The sequence below is a fragment of the Chitinivibrionales bacterium genome, assembly GCA_035516255.1.
Lineage (GTDB): Bacteria > Fibrobacterota > Chitinivibrionia > Chitinivibrionales > FEN-1185 > FEN-1185.
In genome coordinates this window covers 65,631-88,912 of record DATJAL010000030.1, presented here as the reverse complement: position 1 = coordinate 88,912, position 23,282 = coordinate 65,631, and the positions used below count along the sequence as shown (strand labels likewise).

Sequence of the window (23,282 nt, the reverse complement as noted above, 5' to 3'; positions counted from 1 at the left end):
CTTTCCTGAGGTTGCCAACAACTGGACTGCTTCCCGTTTGAACGCATCGTCATACTTCTTACGTGACGTAGACATACACACCTCCAAGAACAAAGATAAATTTGGTTCTCGGAGTGTCCAAATTCAGGAGTACACCTCAACACCCCAATCTGTACCGGAAGCTACAGCAACTATTGCCTTATTTACCGCTGAAATTTGACAAGTATTGTTACCCGCTCCGGAGGATGCATAGATTGCAGCGTAGCTCAACGTTGAGTCTCCTTTTACTTGTAATTTTGCCTGAACACCCGTAGAACCGTCGTATCCCATACTGATCTTGTCTAAACTTGCATCGGCAAACAGCAGATATTGATCGGGCTGTGAAGTTGGGGCTGTATGTGTTCGTAAATACCGAACAGAAATTTTCCTCACCCATTGTCTTTTCTCCCAAAAAGCGGTAAATTACAGGTATGGACAAACCAAAATCAATCAGCATTTATGATTACACCGATTACCGGCTGTATCTTCGGGAATACTACGAAGAACAGAAAACAAAAAACCCGGCTTTCTCATACCGCTATTTCGCAAGAAAAGCTGGCTTTAACTCCTCAGGGTTGTATAAGGACATCGTGGATGGCAGGACCGGCATCACCCGCAGCCTTATCCTGCGGTTTGCAATTGCAATGAAGCTTTCCCCAAAGCAGCAAGAATATTTCGAGACCATGGTTTATTTCAACGAAGCCAAGACCGTTGAGGAGAAAAAACTTTATTTCGAACGCCTGATGAAATACCATAACTCCAAGGCGTTCCGCGTAGATGCAAGTCAGTACGAGTATTATTCCAGGTGGTATTACATCGCCGTTCGTGAGCTTCTTGCAATCGGCAATTTTAAAGACGATTATGCGGCCATTGCCCAGGCGCTCAACCCAACCATCCGGCAGGAGCATGCCAAAAAGGCCATCGAAGTACTGAAAAAGCTCGGCCTTATTCAAAAGAACAAGCTCGGCTATTACAAAGCCGTTGAAAAAATATTGACCACCGGTCCAGAGATAAAATCCCTGAGCATCGCTAATTTTCAGAAAAACATGATGGACATGGCAAAGGAAGCGCTGGACCGGCACCCCGCGGAACACCGCAACATATCCACGGTAACCTTCAGCGTTTCTCAACAAACGTATAACGATATCAAAGCGGAACTGGACGCATGCCGCAAGAGGATACTCGGCATGGTCGAAAGAAGCGAGAACGAAGACCGGGTCTGCCAGCTCAACATGCAGCTTTTCCCGCTTACGCAGATAAAGGAGAAATAAAAATGGTCCACAATTACAAAATCGTATTGCCGGGGCTGTTGGTCGTTATAACGGCACTGTTCTATGTCACATGCACGCGCCCAACGGCCGGCACGGCTACCGAGACGGAAAATGTTTCCAATGTTTCCGCAATGCTTTATAATCCGGACGGCACACCGGCCAAAAACGCAACCGTATACTTTTACCGATTCGGCGCCGACCCTCGTACGGGCCTTGCCGCAGCAATATATTCAACAACCACGAATGCATACGGAAACTACACTGCACTTCTTGATTCGGGCACTTACAACATCCTTGCCAGCAAAAACAGCACCGCCACGTTCCAGGACTCGATTAAGGCGTTCAATGACTCCACCGTCCATCCTCCTGCTGACACCCTCAAAGCATTCGGCAGCATAAGCGGCAAAGTACTGCTCCAAGGTACCGACGACCCGCGGACGGTATTTGTCCTTTTCATGGGCACGAATATATTCACCTCGGTGCAGGACACGCTGGGCAATTTTACTGCACCGAGCATGGCGAAAGGAAAATATAAAGTAAAGCTGATCAGCACACTCGATGATTATAGGCCCATGGACACCAGCTTTGTGATTATTGCAGGGAAAGACAGCATTATACAAGAACCGATACTGTTGGAGTATACGGGGATTCCGATTCCAACAGGGCTGAAGATAAGCTATGATACGTTGAAGCAGACAGTGTCGGTGACATGGAATAAGGCTGATACGACTTTAATCAACGGATATAATGTATATCGAGCAGTCAAAGGGCAGAATTTTAATCTCATTACCACAACACCATTGCCGGAAACCGCGACTATCTTTTACGATTCAACAGTTGCCGTAGGCAACACCTATCAGTACGAGGTTGTTTCCCGCAAGGCTTCTGGAGAAGAGAGTCGCAAGGCAGCATCTCCGGGAGATACGGTGAAAGTGGTTTCATCATCCCTTGTGACGACCACATTCACCTGGAATTTGAATAACACTATAAGTGATACGGCCAGCATTAACGATACGATAAAAGCCTGCCTCGCTTATTCTAATCCAACCAGAAAGATAGTAAAGATCGTCTGGTATATTGACAGCTTGAATTCGTCTGCCATCAAACAAAAGTCCGATTCTTCGCTGGCAGGAAAGGACACGCTGGCCTATTCGTGGAAGCAACCGGGAAACAAGAAGATATTTGTAAAGGTGACTGATGGGGCCGGCACGGTTTGGACAGACAGTGTGGGCATAATCGTTATTCAAGACGCACCGGTGATCGCATTTCTTTCGGCAGATACAATTATTAACAACGGAGGTATGGTACACTGTTCGGTTTACGTGCAGCAGAAGTTTGGAACGATGACCGTTGGAATAGACACGGCAAACAGCGGTAATTACAAGGTCCTTGGCAGCCTTGGGTTGAACGGCGGTGAGGAATACTCATTCTTAACCGACAACGCCTGCGCATGGGACAGCGTGAAGGTACGAATTTCGGATGACGACGGAAACATTGTGGAAAAGGGCTTCAGGGTCCGCATCAGGCCAAGACTATTGACAATCACAAGCATTGACAGCACGGTGAATACAATAACGGTTCATTATTCCCAGACTTTGGAAACTGATTTCGCGGAATATTTGATTTACAGGAATACAACGAGTGCCGTTGACACCACGAGTGAATTATGGGCCACTATTACGAGTGCCTCTATGGTGAACTACATAACACCGACTCCAAGCTTTGCATGGATGCCAAGATATTACCGGGTCTATCAGAAGGACAGTGAGGGAGTCTTGAGTATGGGGAGCAATGTGGTATATGGCAATATCGTCAACCGTCCACCGCCGACACCTGTAATCACCTATCCAGCGAACAATAGCGATAGCATTTGGGCGGACGCCGCACTATCATGGACAAAATGCCCGGACCCTAACGGCAATGGAGTCAGATACAAGCTGCTCGTTAATTATAATAACACCGGGTATGCGGAATTCAAAACAGCCTTGATGGATACTTTTGTACAATTGGAAGGGTACGATTCCCTGTCATTGAAATTCAAAGTAATCGCTTTTGACACACTCGGCGACAGCAGCATGTGGTCCGGTGAGAGAATGGCAAATTTGAAATGGGCTGGTACCGAAGGCATGAGATTCATTCCCGGAGGTACTTTCCAGATGGGACAAGTTGGGATCGCGGCACCTGTTTTTAGCTTAACGCTGTCCAGATTCTGGATAGACACCACACCCGTTACGCAGGCCGATTATTTGGCCCTTATGGGCGTAAATCCATCACACTTTAAAGGCGATACCAGACGGCCTGTGGAACAGGTCACCTGGTTCGATGCCGCACTTTATTGCAACCAGCGCAGCAAACGATTTAGGCTTGACACGGTGTATTCGTATTCATCTAAATCAGGTGTGCCGGGAAACGGCTGTGGGCTTGTCGGGCTTGCGATTGACTTTAACAAAAACGGTTATCGTTTGCCGACAGATGCACAATATGAATACGCATTAAGGGCAGGCACCACCACAAAATGTTTTTGGGGAGACGATTCGAGCGCAGGCGGAAATTATGCGTGGTATAGCTACAACAGCGACAGCACAACTCAACCGGTGGCCACAAAACTGCCGAACCCATGGGGTTTGTACGATATTACGGGAAATGTAACAGAATGGTGCAACGACTGGTATCCCGATTTTTATAGCATTGACTCAACTGCTGGCCAAACAGATCCTGTTGGCCCGGCAACCGGAAGGAATCGCGTTCATCGTGGGGGCTTTTATTGTGGCGAACCGTACTGGCTTCGTTCCGCGATCCGTATCGGCGATCCTCCGTCCGACCAATCTACCGCCACCGGATTTCGTTGTGTACTCCGTCGGTAAAGGTACATGGCGATTGCCCCGTTCATGAAAATGTATGCCATTGCCGTGCTTTGACAAGCTGAGCACAGGTCCCGGCAGTGTTCTTGTTTCTTTTAAATTAAAAAGCACATCGCCCTTCACCATGACTCCAGCGCAGCCCTCTTCCACACATGCTTCTCTCCCGCCTGCGTCTTTATATAAATGAAATTTTCATCCCACGCAATCTGCCCTTTTTCTCCCATTACGTCATCTGACCCTTTCGGCACTGCGGGATTTTCAATGGAAAGCGTGCTGTCCTGCCCGGCGATCTTCACATTACCCCTCACGTGGAGCTTTGCGGCCGGCTCCCGCGTTCCGATGCCCACGTTTTCGCTGATGTGCACCCGGCCGAGAAAATAACCTGCCCAGAAATCGCCGTGGTTTTGTTCCTGGTCCGCGTGAAAATACCCCGCGATGTGCACCCCGGACTCCGGGTCGTTCGACCCGAAGGTGGTGGCCTTTATGGCGTAGGTGGCCCTTCCGTACTGTGCCCAGAACTCGCCCCCCACCCGTTCGCCGGTGCCGCCGCGCGCCTCTGCGCGCGCGATGATGCCGGTGCAGCCGCCCCGAAACGACCCGCCGGTGCCGAAATCCGGCCGGGGAGCCGAAGCGCCCTGTATCGCGATCTTGTCCGTCGCGTCGGTGCCGGAATACTCCACGTGCATCACCGGCGGATAGTCGTTTGCCGACGAGCGCACCTCGAGCGAAGACGCCGGGGTTGCGGTGCCGGCCCCGATCTTGCCTTTGTCAACGACCAGGGCGCCGTTGCCCACGTTGAGCCGGTCCGGGGAAAGCACGTTGCCGCCGTCGCCTTTTGCGCCGGTGTGTGTGTGATTGTCTATTGCCATTGTTGTCCTCCTCTTCATTAATAATCAAGAAATTGAAGAACCCCGCCCCAAGTGGCGGGGAAAAGGCAAACGCTATAATAAAAAGCGCGCCGCGCACTACCTTACCTTATGGAACGAAGTGACAATGCGCGGGCCGTGCCATTCACCGCAGAAAAGTACAGAGAAAACCAAACATAGAGTTGGAGGTTGAAGGTTGAAAGTTGAAAGTAACAACACAAACAAAACGCCATCTAACTTTCAACTCTCAACTTCAGACTATTTGTTTTCTCTGTGCCTCTGTGTCTCTGCGGTTATCTTTCCATTACGTCCTTTGCGAGAGAGTCTTTTTTTGTGGTTTGCAATTTGATGGTAATATAGTATCAAATCCAAATTTCATCATTAAAAAATCTCATCCCCTTTGAAAATCATAAGCCGCACGATCTCCGGTTCGAAACGTATATTTTACATGCCAATTTCGTCCATAATATATTTATTGAATGGTGAAAGGACCGGCTTCATAGCGGAAAAATAATGTTCTTAGACCTTTTGTATCAACACACCCACCTTTACCTGCTCAACAGCAGGCTTTTCTCCACGAGCGTTGCCACCATTTTTTCCTTTCTCTGCGCCATGGCTTTTTTCCCATCCTATATCGCCTTCTTAAAAAGGATCAATGTCAACACGGAATTCGAGGCCATCAAAGGGAAAACAGACCCGGTGATGCCCGCGGGCATCCTGTTTCTGTTCATCATCACCGTCACGAGCGTCATCACCGCGCGCTTCAATTCCTATGTCATTTCCGCGCTGGGGATCTATGTTTTCTTCAGCGTGATCGGCGCGATCGACGATATCGCCAAGGTGGTCAACAAGGCGCGCGTGTCCAAGGGGCTGATCACCAAGCAGGATTACCAGTACAAGGCCGACGGCATCTCGGCCAATATCAGGCTTATCCTTTATATTCTTATTTCATGCGTGGTCGCGCTTCTGGCCTACAAATATATTCCCAACATCAACGGGTATATCAATATTCCGTTTTTAAGCATTTCAAAAGATTTTCCCTATATGCCGTTCTGGCTGTTCATTCCTTTCATGACGCTGGTGATCGCGGTGATGGCGAACGGGGTCAACTTCACGGACGGTTTCGACACCCTGGCCGCTGTGCCGCTCATCACCTGCTTCCTCTTCGTGGGCGTCATTGCCTATGTGTCAAGTCATGCCGTGTGGAGCCGCTACCTGCTCATCCCGTTCATCGGCGGTGTGGACGAGATACTGCCGGTCATCGGTTCAATGGTGGGCACGCTTTTGGCCTTTTTATGGTTCAACGCGCCGCCCTCGTCCATCATCATGGGCGATTCAGGCGCGGTGGGCCTCGGCGGCACCATCGGCATTATGTTCATCTTCATCAAGGCTGCCTTTTTCCTGCCCGTGGTGGGATTCATTTTCGTGCTCGAGTTCTGCTCGGTGGTGCTCCAGATCGTCTCGTTCCGTACCACGGGCAAGCGCATGTTCCTGCGCGCGCCCATCCACCATCATTTCCAGTTCCAAATGAGAAAAAATCCATTTTACGCAAACGAATTCTACATTCGCACGAAAATCACGTGGCGGTTTCACATCATTTCCATGATCCTGCTCGTGGTGGGCCTCATCATCTTTCTCAAGGTGCGGTGAGCGGCCGTTGCGACCGCCGGTTCCCGCAAAGCATTCCGTATGGTAACAGACCCCAATTCAAATTACACCTCCCCGGCCGGAAGGGAATGCACGCTCGCCGCGGGCCGCTTCGCGCTTTTGACCCCGGCCAGCCGCGTCCTCGATCTGGGATGCGGGTTCGGCGCAGGCGCGTGCACCCTTGCCCAGGAGTTCCGCTGCAAGGTGAACGCCATTGACATGAGCGAAGAGAACATCGGAATGGCCCGGTCGTTTGCAGAGGAAAAGGGTGTGAGCCACCTCATCACCTTCACGGCCGACGACATCCTGGCCGCCGACTATTCGAAACACCCGTTCGACATGGTTCTCGCCGAGGGCGGCGTGCTCTCCTACGTTTCACGCGAGAAAGGGCTTGCGCTCGCCGCCCGGTGGCTTGCGCCGCGCGGGTGGCTCGCCTTTTCGGACCTTATTTTTCTTTCCGAAAAAGTGCCCGACGAGGTGAGGCGCATTTTCGAGGACGAAAAATACCACTACGAGTCGGAATCCCGCTACCGCGCCATGCTTGCCGCGGCAGGGTTCGACGTGCATCTTCTATGCCTACTTCCACAAAGCGGATGGGACAATTATTATTCGCACCTGGCGCGCAGGCTCGAAGACAAGAAGGGCTTTTTCGCAGACAAAAAAATCAAGGTCGCGTTCCACAAGGAAATAGATGTTTTCTACCGGCTCGAAGGGTTCAAATACGTGGGATACCTGTTCTGCATCGCGCGCAAGAACAGGTGACCGCCGGGCGTTGCCTTCACCAATGCAAGAACAGCCGTGTGACGGCAATCACAGACAAACGCGGGAAATTTGATATACTTTATTATCATAATGAAACACTTTTTTCACACTTTTTATTGCATAAACCGGGCTTGAATAATAAAATTTATGTGTTTTAACGGTACGTTTGCCCTTTCCTAAAGCGGGAAATTACCGCGGAAATTCTTAACGAGAATTACAATTTACAAACCATTACTTACCTTTTTAAGGAGGGTTTATGAAGAGAGTCTTAACCGCAGCGATGGCGGCACTGTTTTCCGTCACTCTGGCCATGGCGCAGATCCAGCCGGTGCTCGACACCGTCGTCACCGACAAGCAGGGAGACGGCTGCATCGACTGGACCAACCGCATCATCTATGCAAAGGGCATCGGCGCCCCCAATCCCGAGCATCCGGAAGGCGCGCAGCGCGCCGGCGCGATCAGGTCGGCGCAATTGAACGCGATCCGCACCGCCCTGGAAACCCTCAAGGGAATTTTGCTCAATTCAACCACAACGGTCGAGAACTTCATGGTCAAGAGCGACGTGATCACCACCAAGGTGAGCGGCTTTGTGCGCGGGTTCGAGCAGAAGGGCAAGGAGAAATATTTTCAGGACGGTTCGGTTGAACTCGTCATGCAGATACCCCTCGACGGCGTAGGAGGTATCGATGACATGTTGCTTGGTGCCACGGTCGGTGAAAAGCCGTCGATCACTGCGTTCGAGGGCAATAAGGCAAAGAAAGCCGTTGTCTTTTCGGGCCTCATCATCGACTGCCACGGCCTCAAAGTTAAACCCGCGCTTGCTCCGAAAATTATTGACGAATCGGGAAAAGAAGTCTACGGCAGCGCGTACGTGTCTCGCGAGTGGGCCATAAAGTACGGCATCGTGGGATACGCCAAGGATGTGAAGGCGGCGGCCAAGCAGTTCGCCGACCGCGTGGGAACCTCCCCGGGGCAAATCAAGGCGCTCAAGGCACAGGGCGACAACGCGACCGACGTGGTGATTTCGGACACCGACGCGGCGGACGTTCGCAGCGCGGCGAAGAACCTCAAGTTCCTGTCCGAATGCCGCGTAATTCTGGTTGTTGATTGATCAGGATTTTTTAAAAAACATAGGGATGAAGCAAGGCAAAAAAGCAATAAGACACCTACTACTATAAGCCAATGAGGACCACCACCACCGGAAGGAAAGAATTATGAAAAAAACAGCCTTCATCACGCTGACGAAATTCATGGCGTTGGCGATTGTCCTGTCGCTTGTCACGGGATGCGCGCCCAAGGCGCGCAAGGCCGGCGGCTACATGGACACTCCCCTTTCCCACTGCAAAGAGGGAATGAAGTATTACAACGACGGCAAATACGACAAGGCCAAGGAGGAATTCAACCTTGCCACGTCGCTCGACGCCAAATACGCTCCCGCGTACGCCGGCCTCGCGCTGGTCACGGCGCAAAAGGGCGATTTCAAGGAAGCTATCAAACTTGCTGAAAAGTGCCAGTCGCTCGACAACAAGATCGTGGACGGCTTCATAGCCAAGGCCATTGTGATCACCATGCAAAACGAGGACAAGCCCGCAAAGGAGTGGCTCAAGGACGTCGAGAACGAATACGAGAAAGCGCTCAAGGTCGACCCGCAGAACTCCGAAGTATATTACCGCCGCGGCGTGTGCTACAAGAAGGCCTACGAGTTCGGCAAGGCAGCCGACGATTTCAAGAAGGTGCTCGAGCTCAAGAAGGACTGGACCAAGGAGGCCGACGACCAGTGGAAGCTCGTGCAGGACATCGAACGCGCTGCGCCGGGAACCGACGTGGGCAAGCGGATCGCCCTTGTCGACAAGATCTCGCGCGCCGACATCGCCGCTTTGTTCGTGTCGGAGCTGCAGATCGACAAGCTCATCGAGAAAAAGCGGCCCAAAAACTACGACAACTCCTACAAGGCGCCCACCGACGCGCGCGAGATGAAGGTTGACAGCACGGTGAAAATGGCCGACATCACCGACATCGGCGGCCATTGGGCAAAGAACTTCATCACCGACATCGTGGACCTCAAGATACGCGGGCTCGAACCCTATCCCGACCACACTTTCCATCCCGACCAGCTCGTAAACCGCGGCGAATACGCCATGGTGGTGGAGGAGGCGATCATCGCGATCCTGCGCGACCCGTCGCTTTCGACCAAGCACCTCGGAACGGAGAGCAGGTTCCCGGACGTCAATCCGTCCCACCCGGCCTACAACGCCATCTGCAACGCGGTTGACAAAGGCGTCATGAGCGCCGAGATGAACGGCGAGTTCGGGATGCAGAAAAGCGTGAGCGGACCCGACGCGCTGCTCGTGATCCGGAAACTCAAGGAGCTGGCCAAATAACCGCGGTCATGCGTTGGCGGTTGTAAAAAAAGCGTCCATAAGGACGCTTTTTTTATCTCAGGGCTGCGTTCCGGCAGAACTCAATGATAAAAAAAACGGAGCGGATGATTTCTCATCCGCTCCGTTCATTAAAAACTGCATTGTTTTCTTATACGAAGCTCTTGAGCTTCTTGCTGCGGTATGAGTTCCGCAACCGCCTGAGCCCTTTCTGCTTGATCTGCCTCACCCGTTCACGCGTAAGGTGAACGCGTTTGCCGATTTCTTCAAGCGTATGGGCGGTATCCTCGCCGATGCCGAAATAAAGCTTGATGACTTCTTTTTCGGACTGGGACAGGGTGTCGAGCAGCTTCTCTATCTCCCCCGACAGCGAGGTCTTGATCGCGCCGTGGTCGGGAAGCTCCTGATCGTGGTTGTGCAGCGAGTCGATGAGCCTGAAGTCCTCGTCGTTCTGCACCGGCTTGTCGAGCGACACGTGCCGGTTGCCGATCCGCAGTATGTCGGTGACTTCCCTTTCGTCAACTCCCATCTCGCGGGCGATTTCCGAGGCGGTGGGAACGCGCTCGAGCTCCTGCTCGAGTTTGTTCTGCGCCTTGCCGATGTCGGAAATGGTCCCCACTCGGTGCAGCGGCACGTTGATGATCCGCGACTGCTCGGCCAGTGCCTTGAGAATGGCCTGCCGGATCCACCATACCGCGTAGGAGATGAATTTGAAATTCTTCTTCTCGTCGAATTTCTTGGCCGCCTTGATGAGCCCGAGGTTTCCTTCGTTGATCAGGTCATTGAGGGGAAGGCCCTGGTTCTGGTAATTACGCGCAACTGAAACCACAAACCGCAAGTTGGCCTTGACAAGTTTTTCAAGCGCTTTCTTGTCGCCCTTATGGATGCGCACCGCAATTTCCGCCTCTTCGTGCCCGGAAAGGGTGCGGTTGTTTTTTATCTCATCCAGATAGAGATCCAATGAATCTCTTTCGGAAAGCAATGTCGCGATTCTCATTATATCCAACTTTCAATATTTTATTAATTTTACCATTCCCGCGCAGAAAAAGCCGCTTTTTAATTTACTTTGACTCTTTTAAAGGAAAAAATGTTTCACAATCACGGAATTGCAAAAACCTTCGGAAGCGCGAGCGCGGTCGAATCTTCCCCCGGTATTGCAATAATCTTGCCTATTACGGACATTTATTTAAAAATATTGCGTGAAAATATGATTTTTTCAGATGAAAGATTCAATTTGGAAAACATTGTAACGCCATCCAAAATAATAATTTGCATTCGTAATGCCAAATAATTTCATTTTCGTTCAATTTAAAAAGTGATTCGATTTCTAAAAGACTGGCAGAAAATATTAATAAGGAGATAACCGGTTAAACATGCAGGACATTTTTTCATGTAATCGGGCAGAATTGCCGGTTTCACACAGACCGGAATATTTAATCCATTTTTTATTTATTGGATGCGCCATTATAGGTCTATCTCCCCGGAATACACCCAAGCCGCTGGACCGACCATATATACCGGAGATTTTCTTTCGCCGTTCCATTCCACCTGCAGGTCGCCGCCGAGCAGGTGGACCGCTACATTTGTGCCGTGCCTGTGGTTGAGAACGCCGGATACCACGCTTGCGCATGCGCCGGTGCCGCAGGCCATGGTCTCCCCGCACCCGCGTTCATATACGCGCATCGTTATTTCGCTGTCCGAAAGCACTTTTACAAACTCGACATTGGCTTTGTTGGGGAAAAACGGGTGCGATTCGAGTTTTTTCCCGTACCCTAGCACCAGCTCGTCCGAAAGCTCGTCGGCGTAGACCACTGCGTGCGGGTTGCCCATGGAAACCGCGGTGACGAGAAACTCCCTTTTATCAACTGTTACCCGCTCCATGACCGCCTCGCCCGACGCTTTGGCCACCGGGATCTGAGGCGCGCTGAGTATGGGCGGCCCCATGTCCACCCGGATCATGCCGTTTTCAAACGAAGTTTTTACCACGCCCCTGAGTGTCTCCACGGCAAGGTGAGGATTGTTCCACAACCCAGTTTTTTTAAGATACAGCGCAAAACACCTGATGCCGTTGCCGCACATTTCCGCCTCGCTTCCGTCGGCATTGAAAATACGCATGGCAAAATCGGCTTTTTTAGAAGGAAGCACGACCAGCACGCCATCGGCACCTATGCCCCTTCTCCGGTCGCACAGGGGCGCAGACCGCGTGCGAACGTTCTCGAGCATGGCCGCCCCGCCGCCGAGCGTATCCGCCGTGATGATGAAGTCGTTTGCGATGCCTTCCAGTTTCGCGAATTTCATGGTTGCTCCACAATGAGAAATGATTGCGGCCGGACGCGCCGCTTTATTGCACGGTACTCTAAACTACGTTGTCGGCCGGGCGCCGGGCAATACAAGCCCGCAGACGCTAAAAAGGAAAATCTTGCTTTGCGGTATTGTAGGTTGTATCTTTGTACAGGTGCTTTCCGCCGCAAAGCGAAGGCACGGTGCAGTTGGAGCAATGTAGGAGTTGAAGCGATCCCGCGGGCCGAGGAACCGCAGTATGCCGTCTGATGTAAAAGAAATCACCATCAATTACGAGGAAAACGGCGTCCAGTTAGTAAAGGAGCTCGAAAAGGTCATCCTCTCCAAGGGATCGTGGGCGACGATCATGTTCAAGTATCAGCAGTGGGAACCCGCCAACCAGAAGTATGGCCCCGTCCTCTTCACCATCCGCAGATACCGCAAACGGAACGACGATTACCGGCAACAGTCCAAATTCAACATCTCCAGCGCAGAGCAGGCGAAAAAAATCATCAGCACCCTCCAGCAGTGGCTCGACCAGATGCCGGCAGACGCCGGCGGGGATGCTTAAAAGTAAATTGGAATAAATTCCTATCGCGCCGGGTTCCACCTGTTTGCCCTTAGGAACATGTCATACAGTCCACTTTAAAGTACTAGGAGGAAGTTGTGCCTAAAAAGCTCTATGTCGGCAACCTGAGTTTCTCTTCGTCCGAAGAGGAAATCAAGACCCTGTTCGCCCAATTCGGCGAAGTGACGGCAGTCACCATCATCAAGGACCGCGACACCGGCCGCTCGCGCGGATTCGGCTTTGTCGAGATGGAAAACGCTGACGCGGCGATCGCCCAGCTCAACGGAAAAGAATTCGGCGGACGCACCCTTACGGTCAACGAGGCGCGCGAACGCGAGGACCGCAAGCGCGGCGGCGGCGGCAGAGGCGGATTCGGCGAGCAGCGGCGCTCCTGGTAGATCAGGCCTAAGGGCCCCATACCTGATCACTTGCCTGCCCATACGGCATGGGCAGGCTTTTATTGTTTTGAACCGCTCCCGGCGCACCATGCCGGCGGACGGGCGTTTCTAACCGTATTCAGGAGGAACATTTGATTGAGAAAATTTTTGTGAGCAACCTTCCCTATGACGCGACCGAAGCCCAGCTCAAGGAGCATTTCGAAAAGCTCGGGAGCGTCCATTCCGTAAAAATAATCACCCACGGCAAGCGGCACCGCTCGCGGTGCTTCGGGTTCATCGAGATGGACAACGCCGACCAGGTGATCACCGATCTCAACGGCAAGGAGTTCGGCGGCAGACCCCTGCGCGTGAACAAGGCATGGGACCGCGAATCAGTTCCGTCGCAGCGTCACCACGACGGCGGCCGCGAACGCGGGCCGAGGCGAGAGCGCCGGTATTAAGCAATAAAAACAGCTAAAGAGTCACAGAGAGCACAAAGAAAAAAATAGTGTTGAAGGGAGGCAGGTCAAAATTGACCCTTCAACGTTGCATTATTGGTTTTTGTGTTGATGCGGCACGCGCAACATAAATGTTTGTGAAAAATATTTTAGCGTCCGTTCGCCCTGATCATGTCGGAGGGCAGCCGTTCATGCTTCGACGGGCTCAGCACGAACGGTTTTAATATCAGACAAGCTGCTGAGCGATAACTGTTTTGATCGGCGGAGGCTATATAACGGTCTCACCAGCTCTGGACGGAATTCTGTAGTATCTGCTGGACCACGTCGCTTTCGGCGGTTTTCCTGCCGTCCGCTTCCGCCTGTGTTTGGAAATTATAGACCCCCTCGCCCGTCAGCCGTCCCTTGTACAGCGGAGAATTCGATTTGTTGTCCACGAATTCGACTTCAACGGTGATCCTCACCACGTATTCGCTTACCGTGACCTGCCGCACCGCGGTCGTGCCGTAGGTGCGCGGCGCATTGGTATATTCGACCACCTTGCCGCGGAGCGTCGCGTCGCCGCGGCCAGACGAAATCCGCAACAGGTTCATCGAAACGACCTGCGCCGACAGCTGGTTGGTGATATCCTCGGCTACGCCGGGTATGAGGGACTGGTTGGCGAACAGGGGGATGTCCATGGTTTTGAGATGGGCCGGCAGTGTTGACCCTGAAAAGGTATAAACGCCGCACCCCCACAGTGCGCACAGTACCGCCGCAGAGAAGGAAAACCGTTTCATACTTCCTCGATCGGGACGTAGGTGATTTTAGTTTCCGTTGTTTCTCCGTCAAAAAACGCCCTGACTCCGTTCAGCATTTCGTCGAGTGTGTCGAAGCGCGTGAACGAGCCGTCGAGGCAGCCGGTGAACTGCTTTCCGTATCCCTTGGTGAAGACGCGATTGTCAAGCACCACGAGCGCGCCGCGGTCCTCGAGCGTGCGAATCAGCCTGCCGGTCCCCTGCCGGAACCGTATCACGGCCTCGGGCACCGAATACGACATGAACGACTCGCCCTTCTCCTCCTCCACCTTGCGGCAGAGCGCCTTGGTGAGCGGGTGCGTGGGGACCGGGAACGGCAGCCGCGCGATGATCACGATCTCGCATGCCTTGCCCGGCACGTCGACGCCCTCCCAGAAACTGTCGGCGCCGAGCAGCACGGCGCGCTTCGTATGCAGGAATTCGTCGAGGATGGCCTGACGGTTTCCCGACACACCCTGCGCGAGAAGGGTGCAGTCGTCCTTCGGCACCTGCGAGCGGATCCGCTCGTACACCGCGTTGAGCATGCTGTTGGCCGTGAACAAAACGAGAATGTTCTTGTCAAATGCGCCAAGCAGCCGCAGCACCGCATCGGCCACGTGGGCCGGATACTGCGGCGATTCCACGTCCGGTCCGTTCCGCACGCCGCAGCGTACCGCCTGCGACGCGGAAAACGGGCTTTCAAACACCTCGCATTGCGTTGCGGCGGCGCGGCCGCCCGAAAGTCCGACCTTGCGCATGAAATATTCCATGGAGCCGCACACCGAAAGCGTAGCGGAGGCGAACACCATGCCGCTTTCGTTTGCCTCCCACAGCGGAGCGAGGATGGCGCCGACGTCAAGCGGCACGCCGCACAGTTTTATCCAGCCCTTTTCGAGGTTGCCCTCGGCCCAGAACACGTGATCTTCCGTCGCCGCGGCGGTAAGGTACGTAAGATCCGCCTTGAGCTGCGATGCGGCGTCGTTGCACGAAAGGATCTCCGCGGAAAGTTCCTTGTCCGGGTCTCCGTCGCCGCAAAGCTGCGAGAACCGGTGCAGGCAGTCCTGCACGTCGGCAAGCGAGTTGACAAGAGACAAAGCCGCCGCGTTCTGCGAAAAAGTCTCGGCGGCATAGTCGAGCTGGAACTCGGCCGACGGAGGGGTTTTCGAATGCGCCCAGGCAAGGCCGCCGTCGAGAAACGCCTTCACGTCGGCGCGCAGCCGCTTTGCCAGCGGCTTGAACTCAGCCTCCTTGACCGGCGCGCCGCCCTTTTCGTCCCGCTTCTTGAGTTCCTTGTCGAGGTTTGATACTTGGTCGAGAAACGCGGCGCACCGGTTGCTGTCGAGCTCGGTGCGCAGGTGCCGGTGTCCGCAGGCCTCGAGATGGTGCGCCTCGTCGAAGACGACGGGGCCGAGCCTGCCGAGGAACGACGACTCGGCGCAGATCTCGGAGAAAAACAGGGCGTGGTTGATCACCACGATGTGCGAGCCGAGCGCGCGCTGGCGCGCCTGCTGCAGAAAGCAGCAGGAATACTCCGCGCACCGCCGGCCCTCGCAGAAATGCGCCTCGGCCGATATCGCGTGCCACACGCGCGAAAACCACCTGATGTTGAACTGGTTCTGCTCCTCGATGTCGCCGGTCTTCGTCTCCTGTGCCCACCTGATGAGCGGCAGCATGCCCATGCGCTCCCGGTACGAGAAATCGCCGAGCTCGCCGGCCAGAAGCCGCCTGAACCTGTTCTGGCACAGGTAATTCGCCCTGCCCTTGAGCACGGAAAAGCGCAGCCCGTCGCCCGCGGCCTTTTTGACAACAGGCAAGTCCTTGCCCACGAGCTGGTCCTGCAGGTTGCGCGTATGCGTGGACACGAGCACGCGGCAGTTGTTCTTGAGCGCGTACATTGCCGCAGGCACAAGATAGGCAAGTGATTTCCCCGTGCCGGCGCCGGCCTCGGCAACGAGGCAGGTCTTGTCGTTGAACGCCGCGGCCGCGGCCGCGGCCATTCGCGTTTGTGAAGAACGCGGCAGAAAGCCCTTCATGGCATGCGACAGCGGACCGTTCGGCTCGAACAGTTTCACCACGCGGTCAGGCTCAACGGAAAGCGGCGGATCTTCCGGCACGAGCTTTTTGGGCGGCTTCGGCAGCGCGGCCGGCGACAGGTCGAGCGAGTATGATTCTTTTTCAAGCGATTTTACAAGAAAATATTTGACCACCGACGGCGGCGCCGCGTGCGCCATGACGGAGCGAACCGCAACCGGTATCTTTGCGAGCATGGGGAGAAGCACGAGCGCGACGTTTCCCGACGCGCGTGCGTCGTCAAGCGCGCGGTGCGCGTTCTCGAGCGGAACGCCCACGGCCCGCGCCACGTGACCGAGCGTGAAGCGCGAGAGCTCCAGGTCGACGATGCGCGAAAGCAGGGCCGTGTCCACCTGCTGCACAAACACCTTGGGAAGCGCGATGCGCCTGAATTCCTCGTTGAGAAAATTGATGTCGAAATCCACCTGGTGGCCGCAGATCGGCGCGTCCGCGATGAATTCATTGAGCTTCGGCGCGATGTCCTTGAACGACGGCGCCGCCGCGACGTTCTCGTTTGCAATACCCGTGAGCCGCGTGATGTGCTGCGGAATGGGCATGCCCGGATTGACAAAAGTGCTGAATTCCTCTCCCGGCCCCTTGCTTGAAAACCGCACCGCGCCGATCTCGATGATCCTGTCGTTTTTGAAATCGAGCCCGGTGGTCTCAAGGTCGAGCGCGACGAATTCGAGGGTGTGGTACAGGTCGTGCTTTTTGGGAGGCTTGTTGTCTGGTTTCTCTTTATTAATGCCGCCCTGACTTTTTCCGGCGCGGTTTATTTTATTGTCTTTTCCCGCGATTTTCCGGAGCGAGGAGATGGTCTTGTCGCTCGTGTTTTCGGAGAGAAGGTCGAAGAGACGCGGCATGGGGAGTTTATCCGGGAAAAGTATTTGGTATTTGTTGATTTTAATTGATTAAAAATAAGACTTGGAGATGGTGTTAGATATGGATAAAAAAATATTATACGAATTTAAATCTATTTTTAATACATATAAACATTTTCGATTGAAGTCACAGAAGCATGATGGTGAGCTGAAATTTTCTCGACGCGCTAGGCAGGACTGGAGCTTGGTCCCGACCAACGGGAGGAAATAGACCCGCTGAAGCGCGGTGCTGCCCGGCCCTTGCCGACAGGCGTACAGGGGCCGTGGCGGCCCGAGCCGAAGGCGAGACCGGAAGGACGGCCGCCGCCGTTCCGGCGGGGCGCCCATTTTAATCTTACACTTTATCAACCCCTGTAATCATCCGCATTAACCCCCAGCTCCTCCATTAATTTCATCAGCCACTTCCGGTCAATGTCAAGCAGCTTCGACGCCATGGAGACATTCCCCTTTGTCCTTACTAACGTCTGGGTAATAATCTCCTTTTCCGCGGCGCTGCGCGCGTCCTTGAGGGTTACGGGCGACGACAGGCCTGAGGCGTTTTTAAGGAGCGACGACGAGGTGATCTGGATGTGCTCCTTGGCGATGCGGTTGTCGTTTGACAAGAGGATGGCCTTCTGCACCACGTTCTCGAGCTCGCGGATGTTGCCCGGCCAGTGGTGCGCGATGAGGGCGTTCTGCGCCGACGACAGAAACGTTTTGACCGGAAGGCCGAACTGCTGGCAGTATTTCTTGACAAAGTATTCCGAGAGCAGCACCGTGTCCTGGCCGCGCTCGCGCAGGGGCGCCAGGCCGATGGTGAGCACGTTGAGCCGGAAAAACAGGTCCTGCCTAAACCGGCCAGCCGCGGTCTCGTCCTCGAGCTTTTTGTTGGTGGCGGCCACGATGCGCACGTCGGTCTTGATGTTTTCGGTGCCGCCCACGCGCACGATTTCGGAGTCCTGCAGAACGCGCAGGAGCTTCACCTGGAGCCCGAGCGGCAGCTCGGCCACCTCGTCGAGGAACACGGTGCCACCCGTGGCCGCCTCGAACAGGCCGATCTTGCGCTGGGTCGCACCGGTAAACGAACCTTTTTCGTGGCCGAACAACTCGCTCTCGATGAGGTTTTCCGGGATGGCTCCGCAGTTGATGGCCTTGAACGGCTTGCTCGATCGCGGCGAGCGGCCGTGGATGAACCGCGCCATGAGCTCCTTGCCCGTGCCGGTCTCGCCGTAAATGAGGATGGGCGAATCGGTCGCGGCGAGCTTTGCGGCGAGCGCAACGGTCTTGGCCATCACCGCGCTCTCGTAGATCATGCCGCCCGAAGTTTCAAACGTTGATGCCTGGAGCCGCGCAATGGTCTCGGCCTGCCTGCGCCGGTGCTCGCTGTTGGCAAGCAGTTCCGAAAACAGCGGCAGCAGGCTGTCGCAGAACTTGCGGTCCTCCTCGGTAAAGGGGCGGCCGTTTTGCAATCTGTCAAGATACAGATATCCCAAGACCCTTCCCGCGTCCGTCAGGGGCGCGCACAGCACCGACGCGATCAGGTTCCGCTCGAGCGAGCTCTTCGGGTCCACGGTATCTTTCCAGTCCGTATCGTTGACGAGCACGGTCTGCGACGCGTTTTTCGCGAAGTCGATGGCGCGGTTGGAGAAACGGTCGAGCCCGCTTTCCACCGGATACCGGGCGATGGTTTTACGCTCCCCTTTTTCCGCGTCCTCGATCACGAGGCGCGCCGCGTCGCAGCCGATCAGGCGTGATACGCTCACGACGAGATCGGATGTTACGTCTTCTTCCTTGTTTCTTAGAAGAGAAACAACAGCCGAGACTAAATCCGAGATGGGCATGCTCGACATTGCGGGAGCCATGGTACCGGTATTTGCCGAGCTCTCCCGATAGGTAAATTGCGCTTTTCCAATGTTTACTTCGTCCCCGTCTTTCAGCAGGTAATCACTCGATACAGGTTTTCCGTTTACGAGTATCTTGACATCGGATGAAAGCGAGGACAATTTGTAATGTCCAACCTGGAACATCATGTGCGCGGCGATATCGGGCTGGCCTTTGTCTTTAAGGACGATCTGACACGACGCAGATGAGCCTATGGTGATGATCCTGCCCGAAAGCGGATGCGCAACATTGGTTCTTATATCGATGAGGCAGGGATAAGTACGATCGGTCATATTTCTTTCAACTCCATTTTTCTCTGAGTTCCCCGTGTCTTCGTGGTGAATTGTTTTATTGTGCATTTACCGACACGATTTTGGCCTCAAACGGCAGCAGGTTGATTTTTTCCCTCCACGTGATGCGGCCGTTGTCGTCGAGCCAGCACAGGGTGTGCCTGCCGAACGAAAGGGTGATGCCCGTCGAGTAGGTCATGGTGTGCACCACCGGTTTGCCGTCCACGCTCAATTTTCCCGCTGCGGGCTTGGCCGCGAGAAACAGCGTGCCGCACAGCCGCTTGACAGACGAAGAATCGATGCGGAGCGGCACGGTTTGGCCGGCGGCGTCGGCCGCCGGGCCGCGCAGTGAAGAAGCGAGCAGCGCGGAACCGTCATGCCGCTGCCGTATCACCGTGCCGCCGCGGCTTCGCATGTCCCAGTCCCTGCTGCTCCTTCCGGCGACAAACGCGAACAGGAGCAGGCACACGCAGGCTGCGATTGCCGCCGCGATCGAAATCCTCTGCTGCATGCGCTGGCGCCGCACATGGCCGGGAAACGAATTCATGAGACTTATCGCCTCGTTGTTCTTGGGGTTCTCCTCGATGCTTTCGACGAGCAGCCAGTACGCCTCGTCGTGCCTGCGCTCGCGCAGGAGCTGCCGCGCGGCCGCGGCGAGCTTTAGGGAGAGCTGTTCCGACGAAAGCGGCTTGGCGAGCCGTTTCCAGTCGGGCTGCGTGACATGCGGCGCGACGCGTTCCCATTGCGCAAGCATTTCCGCGCCCGAGGCCGGCCTCCGCGACGGGTCCTCGTGCGTGCACTGGTCCACGAACGCCGCGAACGCCGGGTCCTGCACGACGTCGCGGATGACGCGTCCCGCCGCGAAAACGTCGCAGCGCAGCGGGTCAACGCCCCGCTTGCCGCTCCATAACTCGGGCGCCATGAAGGCGGGCGTGCCCTTTACCACCCCCGCGACCGACTGCTGTCCGTCAACCATGCTCTTGGTGAAACCGAAATCGACGAACATGACTCCCTTGTCGGGCGAGACAAGGATGTTCTCGGGCTTCAGGTCGCGGTGGGCGAAGCCGAGCGTGTGCACCGCGGCCAAGCTGCGGATCACGTGGTCGGCGAGCCACAGCCGCTCCTCCGGCGAGGGGAAATGCGACAGCAGGGACGACAGCGAAGCGCCCTTTACCCATTCCATCACGATGCACACCTGCGAGCGCCACTCAAACACGTGGAACACCTGCGGGATGCACGGCGCCTGGATGCGCGCCTGAGTGTTGGCCTCCTTCACCAGGTCTCGTTTCTTGGCCGGGTCTTTTTCGTGGAGCATCTTGATGGCGACCCAGCGGTCGAGCGCGGTCTGGCGAACGCGGTACACGGACGCGAACGCGCCCTCGCCCGCGCGCATGGGGTGAGAAAAGCCCTTGGGGAGCTTGGGGATCATGGCGCTTCTTCCCGCAGTTTCTTTTCGGCGAGCGCGAACCAGTAGAGCATGTCCTTGTCGCCCGGCGACGCGGCAAGCGCGAGAAACCACTGGGCGTGCGCGTCGCGAAAGCGCCTGGCCTGCCAGTACACCATGCCGAGGTTGAAATGGGCGGCCGCGTTGGCGCTGTCGAGCGCCACGGCCTTGCGGAACAGGATTTCCGATTTGTCAGCTTCGCCCATGCGGAAATAGACGATGCCGGCGAGGTTGAGGGGTTCGAGCGCGCGGTTGTTGATCTCGATGGCGCGCGAGAGCGCGTCGAGCGCGGCGATGGAGTCCCTGTCGGAAAGGAGCTGGTGCGCGCGTTCGAGGTACACGTCGCTCAGCAGTTCCTTGATGTCGCTTTCGGGCGACAGGGTGCGTGCCGCCTCGAGCTGGATGCACGCGCCTTTCCATGCCGCGGTATCGGCGTCGCACGCCTTCTGCAGCAGGGCCTTGCCGAGTCCCAGCCGCGCCTCGTAGCTGTCCGGCCGGCGTTTCACCTCGTCGGAGAAGAACGCGATGGCCGATGGATAGTCGCCGAGCCGCAGGCAGATTTCGCCTTTCTCAAGGTTTCTTCTTTGGCAGCCGGTAATAGCGAAAAGCAAGGCGAAGGGTATGATGATGATTGCATTGCGTTTCATGATCAGCCTCTAGTATACAATCGTAAAGTAAAATAATACGAGTGCTTATTCAGGTTGGAACTTATTATCGTGGGGACCGCGCTTCATCAATCAGAACACATTATGTTACTGGCCGCTGTAATTGAAATTCCAGGTGAGCGAAACGCCCCACGACCAGTCGGGAATTGAAAACGGCGCATCGACCTCCGACACCTTCCACCATAAAAAGGTCTCCCTCCTCAGCGTCGAATAAGTCTTGGCAACGTCGGCCCGCAGACAAAACGTGCCGAGTTTCCACACCGGCCTCGACAGCGACACGAACGCGGACAGGGTGGCGTCGCCCCGGCGCTTTACATGCTGCGACACCGTTATCGGCCCCTCGTACTGCTCGCCGCTGCCGATATTGTCGAGCTGCCTGACCAGGTAATACCTGCCGTCGGCGTTATTGAAGGCAATATAGAGGGGTGTGCCGAAATTATGATAGAAATACGTGGTATCAAAATCTGTCTTGTCAATATTAAAGGTAACCCATCGGAACAAATCGGTGTAATAATCCGCCGAAATGGACGCGCCGATGCCCGCCGTAACGCCGAAGACCAGCGGCTGCTTAAAGGTGACCTCGGGAGCAAACGAAACCTGGTTTTGCGGATACAGACTGTTCTCGCCGATGGAGAACAATTCGGCGGCGGATTTGACCAGCGAATTGTTCATATAGATCCCCGGGAGCGACATCTGTTGTATCGGCACCGGATTGATATAAATGGTATCGCGCGTCGGACTCTGGGTCTGGGCGTCCACATGATAATGCTGCACCGGCCTTTGCGTGACGTCGTCGATGTACATCACCCTGAAATTCTCGGTTGTTCGAAGCGGGTCAGCGAAATAACCTGACCCGCGGACCAACACGCTGAACCCCTTGCCGCTCAAATACGATTGATCAAAATATCCTATTGCCCAGCATTTCTGGTTTTCGGTCCTCATCCCGGCCTCGAGCTCGATTTCATACCCCGCGGTAAGGTAGGTGAGCCACGCGCCGCCGGTTTTTGAATACGACAAACCGATGCTGTTCTGGGTTGAATAGTCCCCCAGATAATCGATGACGCGGTTGACGCCGACATCGAGGGCGAGGCCGCTGCGGACATGCTCGAGCCCTGCAAAAACGCCCATCGACAAATTCACCGAGTCCGCGGAATTTGTCGAGCGGTAGTATTTGCTCGTCTCGGTGCCTGTTGCCCCTGCCCTGATACGGAATTCCCTGTCGGCCGGTATGGTCCACCGCAGGCTGAGGCTGCCGCCGTATCCCGGCCCCTCGTATACCGTGTCGGCGAGCGGGCCGAGGTACGGAAACGACGGTTGCTGTTTCTCCAGCCGTCGTGTGTAGTCGAGCCCCACGCGGGCATTGACATCCGGTATAAGCAGCCGCAGGCGGGATTGCCGGAAGTTAAGGAGCGAATCGGCCACGGCCTGCGCGTCCTTCTTCCAGCCCAGGGCGGCATAGATGATTGCGCGCTGCTTGAGCTGGAGCAGCACGAGCGCCCGATTGCTGTTCGCCTTGATGCCGAAATTGAACCCCAGGGCGGTGTCGAGGGCGCCCTTGTATAAATACACCTCGGCGCAGAAATAGCAGAGGCTGTCTTTCGACATGCCTGCGTTAAACGCGCGGGCAAAGCAGTCAAGCGCGCCATCGTAGTCGTACTGTGCGAGCTGGCGGACGCCTTTTTCGCAGAGAAACGGGACCGACGAGGTGTCGGTCCCGGCGAACACGAGGTTCGCGCCCGTCAACAACAATGCGCAAGAAATCATGATGCGGGAAAGAATATCGGCGCCTTGTCTCATGGTTGATGGAGCTTTC

19 protein-coding genes are annotated in these 23,282 nt (G+C 55.1%); 10 read left to right on the top strand and 9 right to left on the bottom strand.

What is annotated here, in order from left to right; genetic code table 11:
- From VLX68_09255 to VLX68_09245, 3 genes are all read left to right on the top strand, one after another.
- Positions 1-199, top strand: a 199-nt coding sequence (locus VLX68_09255) for a hypothetical protein (protein ID HUI92418.1), incomplete at its 5' end; no start/stop codon positions are given.
- A gap of 250 nt (positions 200-449) precedes the next feature.
- Positions 450-1,289 (top strand): TIGR02147 family protein, encoded by an 840-nt coding sequence (locus VLX68_09250; protein ID HUI92417.1) that lies wholly within the window; start codon positions 450-452, stop codon positions 1,287-1,289.
- Positions 1,290-1,291: 2 nt separating this feature from the next.
- On the top strand, positions 1,292-4,153 hold the full coding sequence (locus VLX68_09245; GenBank protein HUI92416.1) for a formylglycine-generating enzyme family protein: 2,862 nt from the start codon (positions 1,292-1,294) through the stop codon (positions 4,151-4,153).
- A 116-nt stretch (positions 4,154-4,269) separates the two neighbouring features.
- Here the strand turns inward: VLX68_09245 and VLX68_09240 are convergent, their stop codons facing one another.
- Positions 4,270-5,019, bottom strand: a complete 750-nt coding sequence (locus tag VLX68_09240) for a hypothetical protein (protein HUI92415.1) — start codon at positions 5,017-5,019, stop codon at positions 4,270-4,272.
- A gap of 510 nt (positions 5,020-5,529) precedes the next feature.
- Here VLX68_09240 and VLX68_09235 point away from each other — a divergent pair.
- From VLX68_09235 to VLX68_09220, 4 genes are all read left to right on the top strand, one after another.
- Entirely contained in the window at positions 5,530-6,666 is a 1,137-nt protein-coding gene (locus VLX68_09235; protein ID HUI92414.1) for a phospho-N-acetylmuramoyl-pentapeptide-transferase, read from the top strand.
- A 39-nt stretch (positions 6,667-6,705) separates the two neighbouring features.
- Complete coding sequence (locus VLX68_09230; protein ID HUI92413.1) at positions 6,706-7,425, top strand: class I SAM-dependent methyltransferase; 720 nt, start codon at positions 6,706-6,708, stop codon at positions 7,423-7,425.
- A 256-nt stretch (positions 7,426-7,681) separates the two neighbouring features.
- Positions 7,682-8,536, top strand: a complete 855-nt coding sequence (locus VLX68_09225) for a hypothetical protein (GenBank protein ID HUI92412.1) — start codon at positions 7,682-7,684, stop codon at positions 8,534-8,536.
- A 103-nt stretch (positions 8,537-8,639) separates the two neighbouring features.
- Positions 8,640-9,806 carry an S-layer homology domain-containing protein gene (locus tag VLX68_09220; protein HUI92411.1) on the top strand — a complete coding sequence of 389 codons (1,167 nt, stop codon included), beginning with the start codon at positions 8,640-8,642 and terminating at the stop codon, positions 9,804-9,806.
- Between the two features lie 148 nt (positions 9,807-9,954).
- On the opposite strand, the gene VLX68_09215 is transcribed toward VLX68_09220, so the two are convergent.
- Positions 9,955-10,764: an RNA polymerase sigma factor RpoD/SigA gene (locus tag VLX68_09215; GenBank protein ID HUI92410.1), complete on the bottom strand. Its 810-nt coding sequence runs from the start codon at positions 10,762-10,764 to the stop codon at positions 9,955-9,957.
- Positions 10,765-11,267: 503 nt separating this feature from the next.
- On the bottom strand, positions 11,268-12,101 hold the full coding sequence (dapF, locus tag VLX68_09210) for a diaminopimelate epimerase (GenBank protein ID HUI92409.1): 834 nt from the start codon (positions 12,099-12,101) through the stop codon (positions 11,268-11,270).
- A 241-nt stretch (positions 12,102-12,342) separates the two neighbouring features.
- Here dapF and VLX68_09205 point away from each other — a divergent pair, with 241 nt between their 5' ends.
- The 3 genes from VLX68_09205 to VLX68_09195 all read left to right on the top strand — a co-directional run bounded on the left by VLX68_09205 (position 12,343) and on the right by VLX68_09195 (position 13,489).
- The gene (locus VLX68_09205; GenBank protein HUI92408.1) at positions 12,343-12,654 is read left to right on the top strand and encodes a hypothetical protein; all 312 of its coding nucleotides are present in this window, start codon (positions 12,343-12,345) and stop codon (positions 12,652-12,654) included.
- 95 nt (positions 12,655-12,749) lie between these two features.
- A complete protein-coding gene (locus tag VLX68_09200; protein HUI92407.1) occupies positions 12,750-13,049 on the top strand; it encodes an RNA-binding protein in 300 nt (99 codons plus the stop codon).
- 131 nt (positions 13,050-13,180) lie between these two features.
- Complete coding sequence (locus VLX68_09195; GenBank protein ID HUI92406.1) at positions 13,181-13,489, top strand: hypothetical protein; 309 nt, start codon at positions 13,181-13,183, stop codon at positions 13,487-13,489.
- A gap of 278 nt (positions 13,490-13,767) precedes the next feature.
- Here VLX68_09195 and VLX68_09190 read toward each other — a convergent pair whose 3' ends face one another.
- The 6 genes from VLX68_09190 to VLX68_09165 all read right to left on the bottom strand — a co-directional run bounded on the left by VLX68_09190 (position 13,768) and on the right by VLX68_09165 (position 23,266).
- Entirely contained in the window at positions 13,768-14,262 is a 495-nt protein-coding gene (locus VLX68_09190; protein ID HUI92405.1) for an LptE family protein, read from the bottom strand.
- On the bottom strand, positions 14,259-17,192 hold the full coding sequence (locus VLX68_09185) for a helicase C-terminal domain-containing protein (GenBank protein HUI92404.1): 2,934 nt from the start codon (positions 17,190-17,192) through the stop codon (positions 14,259-14,261). The genes VLX68_09190 and VLX68_09185 overlap by 4 nt, the downstream gene beginning before the upstream one ends.
- A gap of 362 nt (positions 17,193-17,554) precedes the next feature.
- A complete protein-coding gene (locus tag VLX68_09180) occupies positions 17,555-19,363 on the bottom strand; it encodes a sigma 54-interacting transcriptional regulator (GenBank protein HUI92403.1) in 1,809 nt (602 codons plus the stop codon).
- A gap of 55 nt (positions 19,364-19,418) precedes the next feature.
- Entirely contained in the window at positions 19,419-20,789 is a 1,371-nt protein-coding gene (locus tag VLX68_09175; GenBank protein HUI92402.1) for a serine/threonine-protein kinase, read from the bottom strand.
- The gene (locus VLX68_09170) at positions 20,786-21,451 is read right to left on the bottom strand and encodes a tetratricopeptide repeat protein (protein ID HUI92401.1); all 666 of its coding nucleotides are present in this window, start codon (positions 21,449-21,451) and stop codon (positions 20,786-20,788) included. Before VLX68_09170 ends, VLX68_09175 begins: the two co-directional genes overlap by 4 nt.
- A 105-nt stretch (positions 21,452-21,556) precedes the next feature.
- The gene (locus tag VLX68_09165) at positions 21,557-23,266 is read right to left on the bottom strand and encodes a hypothetical protein (GenBank protein ID HUI92400.1); all 1,710 of its coding nucleotides are present in this window, start codon (positions 23,264-23,266) and stop codon (positions 21,557-21,559) included.
- Between the last annotated feature and the right edge of the window lie 16 nt (positions 23,267-23,282).

Coding starts and splice junctions, on each gene's coding strand:
- VLX68_09250 (HUI92417.1), top strand. CDS start 450: ATGGACAAACCAAAATCAATCAGCATTTATGATTACACCGATTACCGG.
- VLX68_09245 (HUI92416.1), top strand. CDS start 1,292: ATGGTCCACAATTACAAAATCGTATTGCCGGGGCTGTTGGTCGTTATA.
- VLX68_09240 (HUI92415.1), bottom strand. CDS start 5,019: ATGGCAATAGACAATCACACACACACCGGCGCAAAAGGCGACGGCGGC.
- VLX68_09235 (HUI92414.1), top strand. CDS start 5,530: ATGTTCTTAGACCTTTTGTATCAACACACCCACCTTTACCTGCTCAAC.
- VLX68_09230 (HUI92413.1), top strand. CDS start 6,706: ATGGTAACAGACCCCAATTCAAATTACACCTCCCCGGCCGGAAGGGAA.
- VLX68_09225 (HUI92412.1), top strand. CDS start 7,682: ATGAAGAGAGTCTTAACCGCAGCGATGGCGGCACTGTTTTCCGTCACT.
- VLX68_09220 (HUI92411.1), top strand. CDS start 8,640: ATGAAAAAAACAGCCTTCATCACGCTGACGAAATTCATGGCGTTGGCG.
- dapF (HUI92409.1), bottom strand. CDS start 12,101: ATGAAATTCGCGAAACTGGAAGGCATCGCAAACGACTTCATCATCACG.
- VLX68_09205 (HUI92408.1), top strand. CDS start 12,343: ATGCCGTCTGATGTAAAAGAAATCACCATCAATTACGAGGAAAACGGC.
- VLX68_09190 (HUI92405.1), bottom strand. CDS start 14,262: ATGAAACGGTTTTCCTTCTCTGCGGCGGTACTGTGCGCACTGTGGGGG.
- VLX68_09185 (HUI92404.1), bottom strand. CDS start 17,192: ATGCCGCGTCTCTTCGACCTTCTCTCCGAAAACACGAGCGACAAGACC.
- VLX68_09180 (HUI92403.1), bottom strand. CDS start 19,363: ATGACCGATCGTACTTATCCCTGCCTCATCGATATAAGAACCAATGTT.
- VLX68_09175 (HUI92402.1), bottom strand. CDS start 20,789: ATGATCCCCAAGCTCCCCAAGGGCTTTTCTCACCCCATGCGCGCGGGC.
- VLX68_09170 (HUI92401.1), bottom strand. CDS start 21,451: ATGAAACGCAATGCAATCATCATCATACCCTTCGCCTTGCTTTTCGCT.
- VLX68_09165 (HUI92400.1), bottom strand. CDS start 23,266: ATGAGACAAGGCGCCGATATTCTTTCCCGCATCATGATTTCTTGCGCA.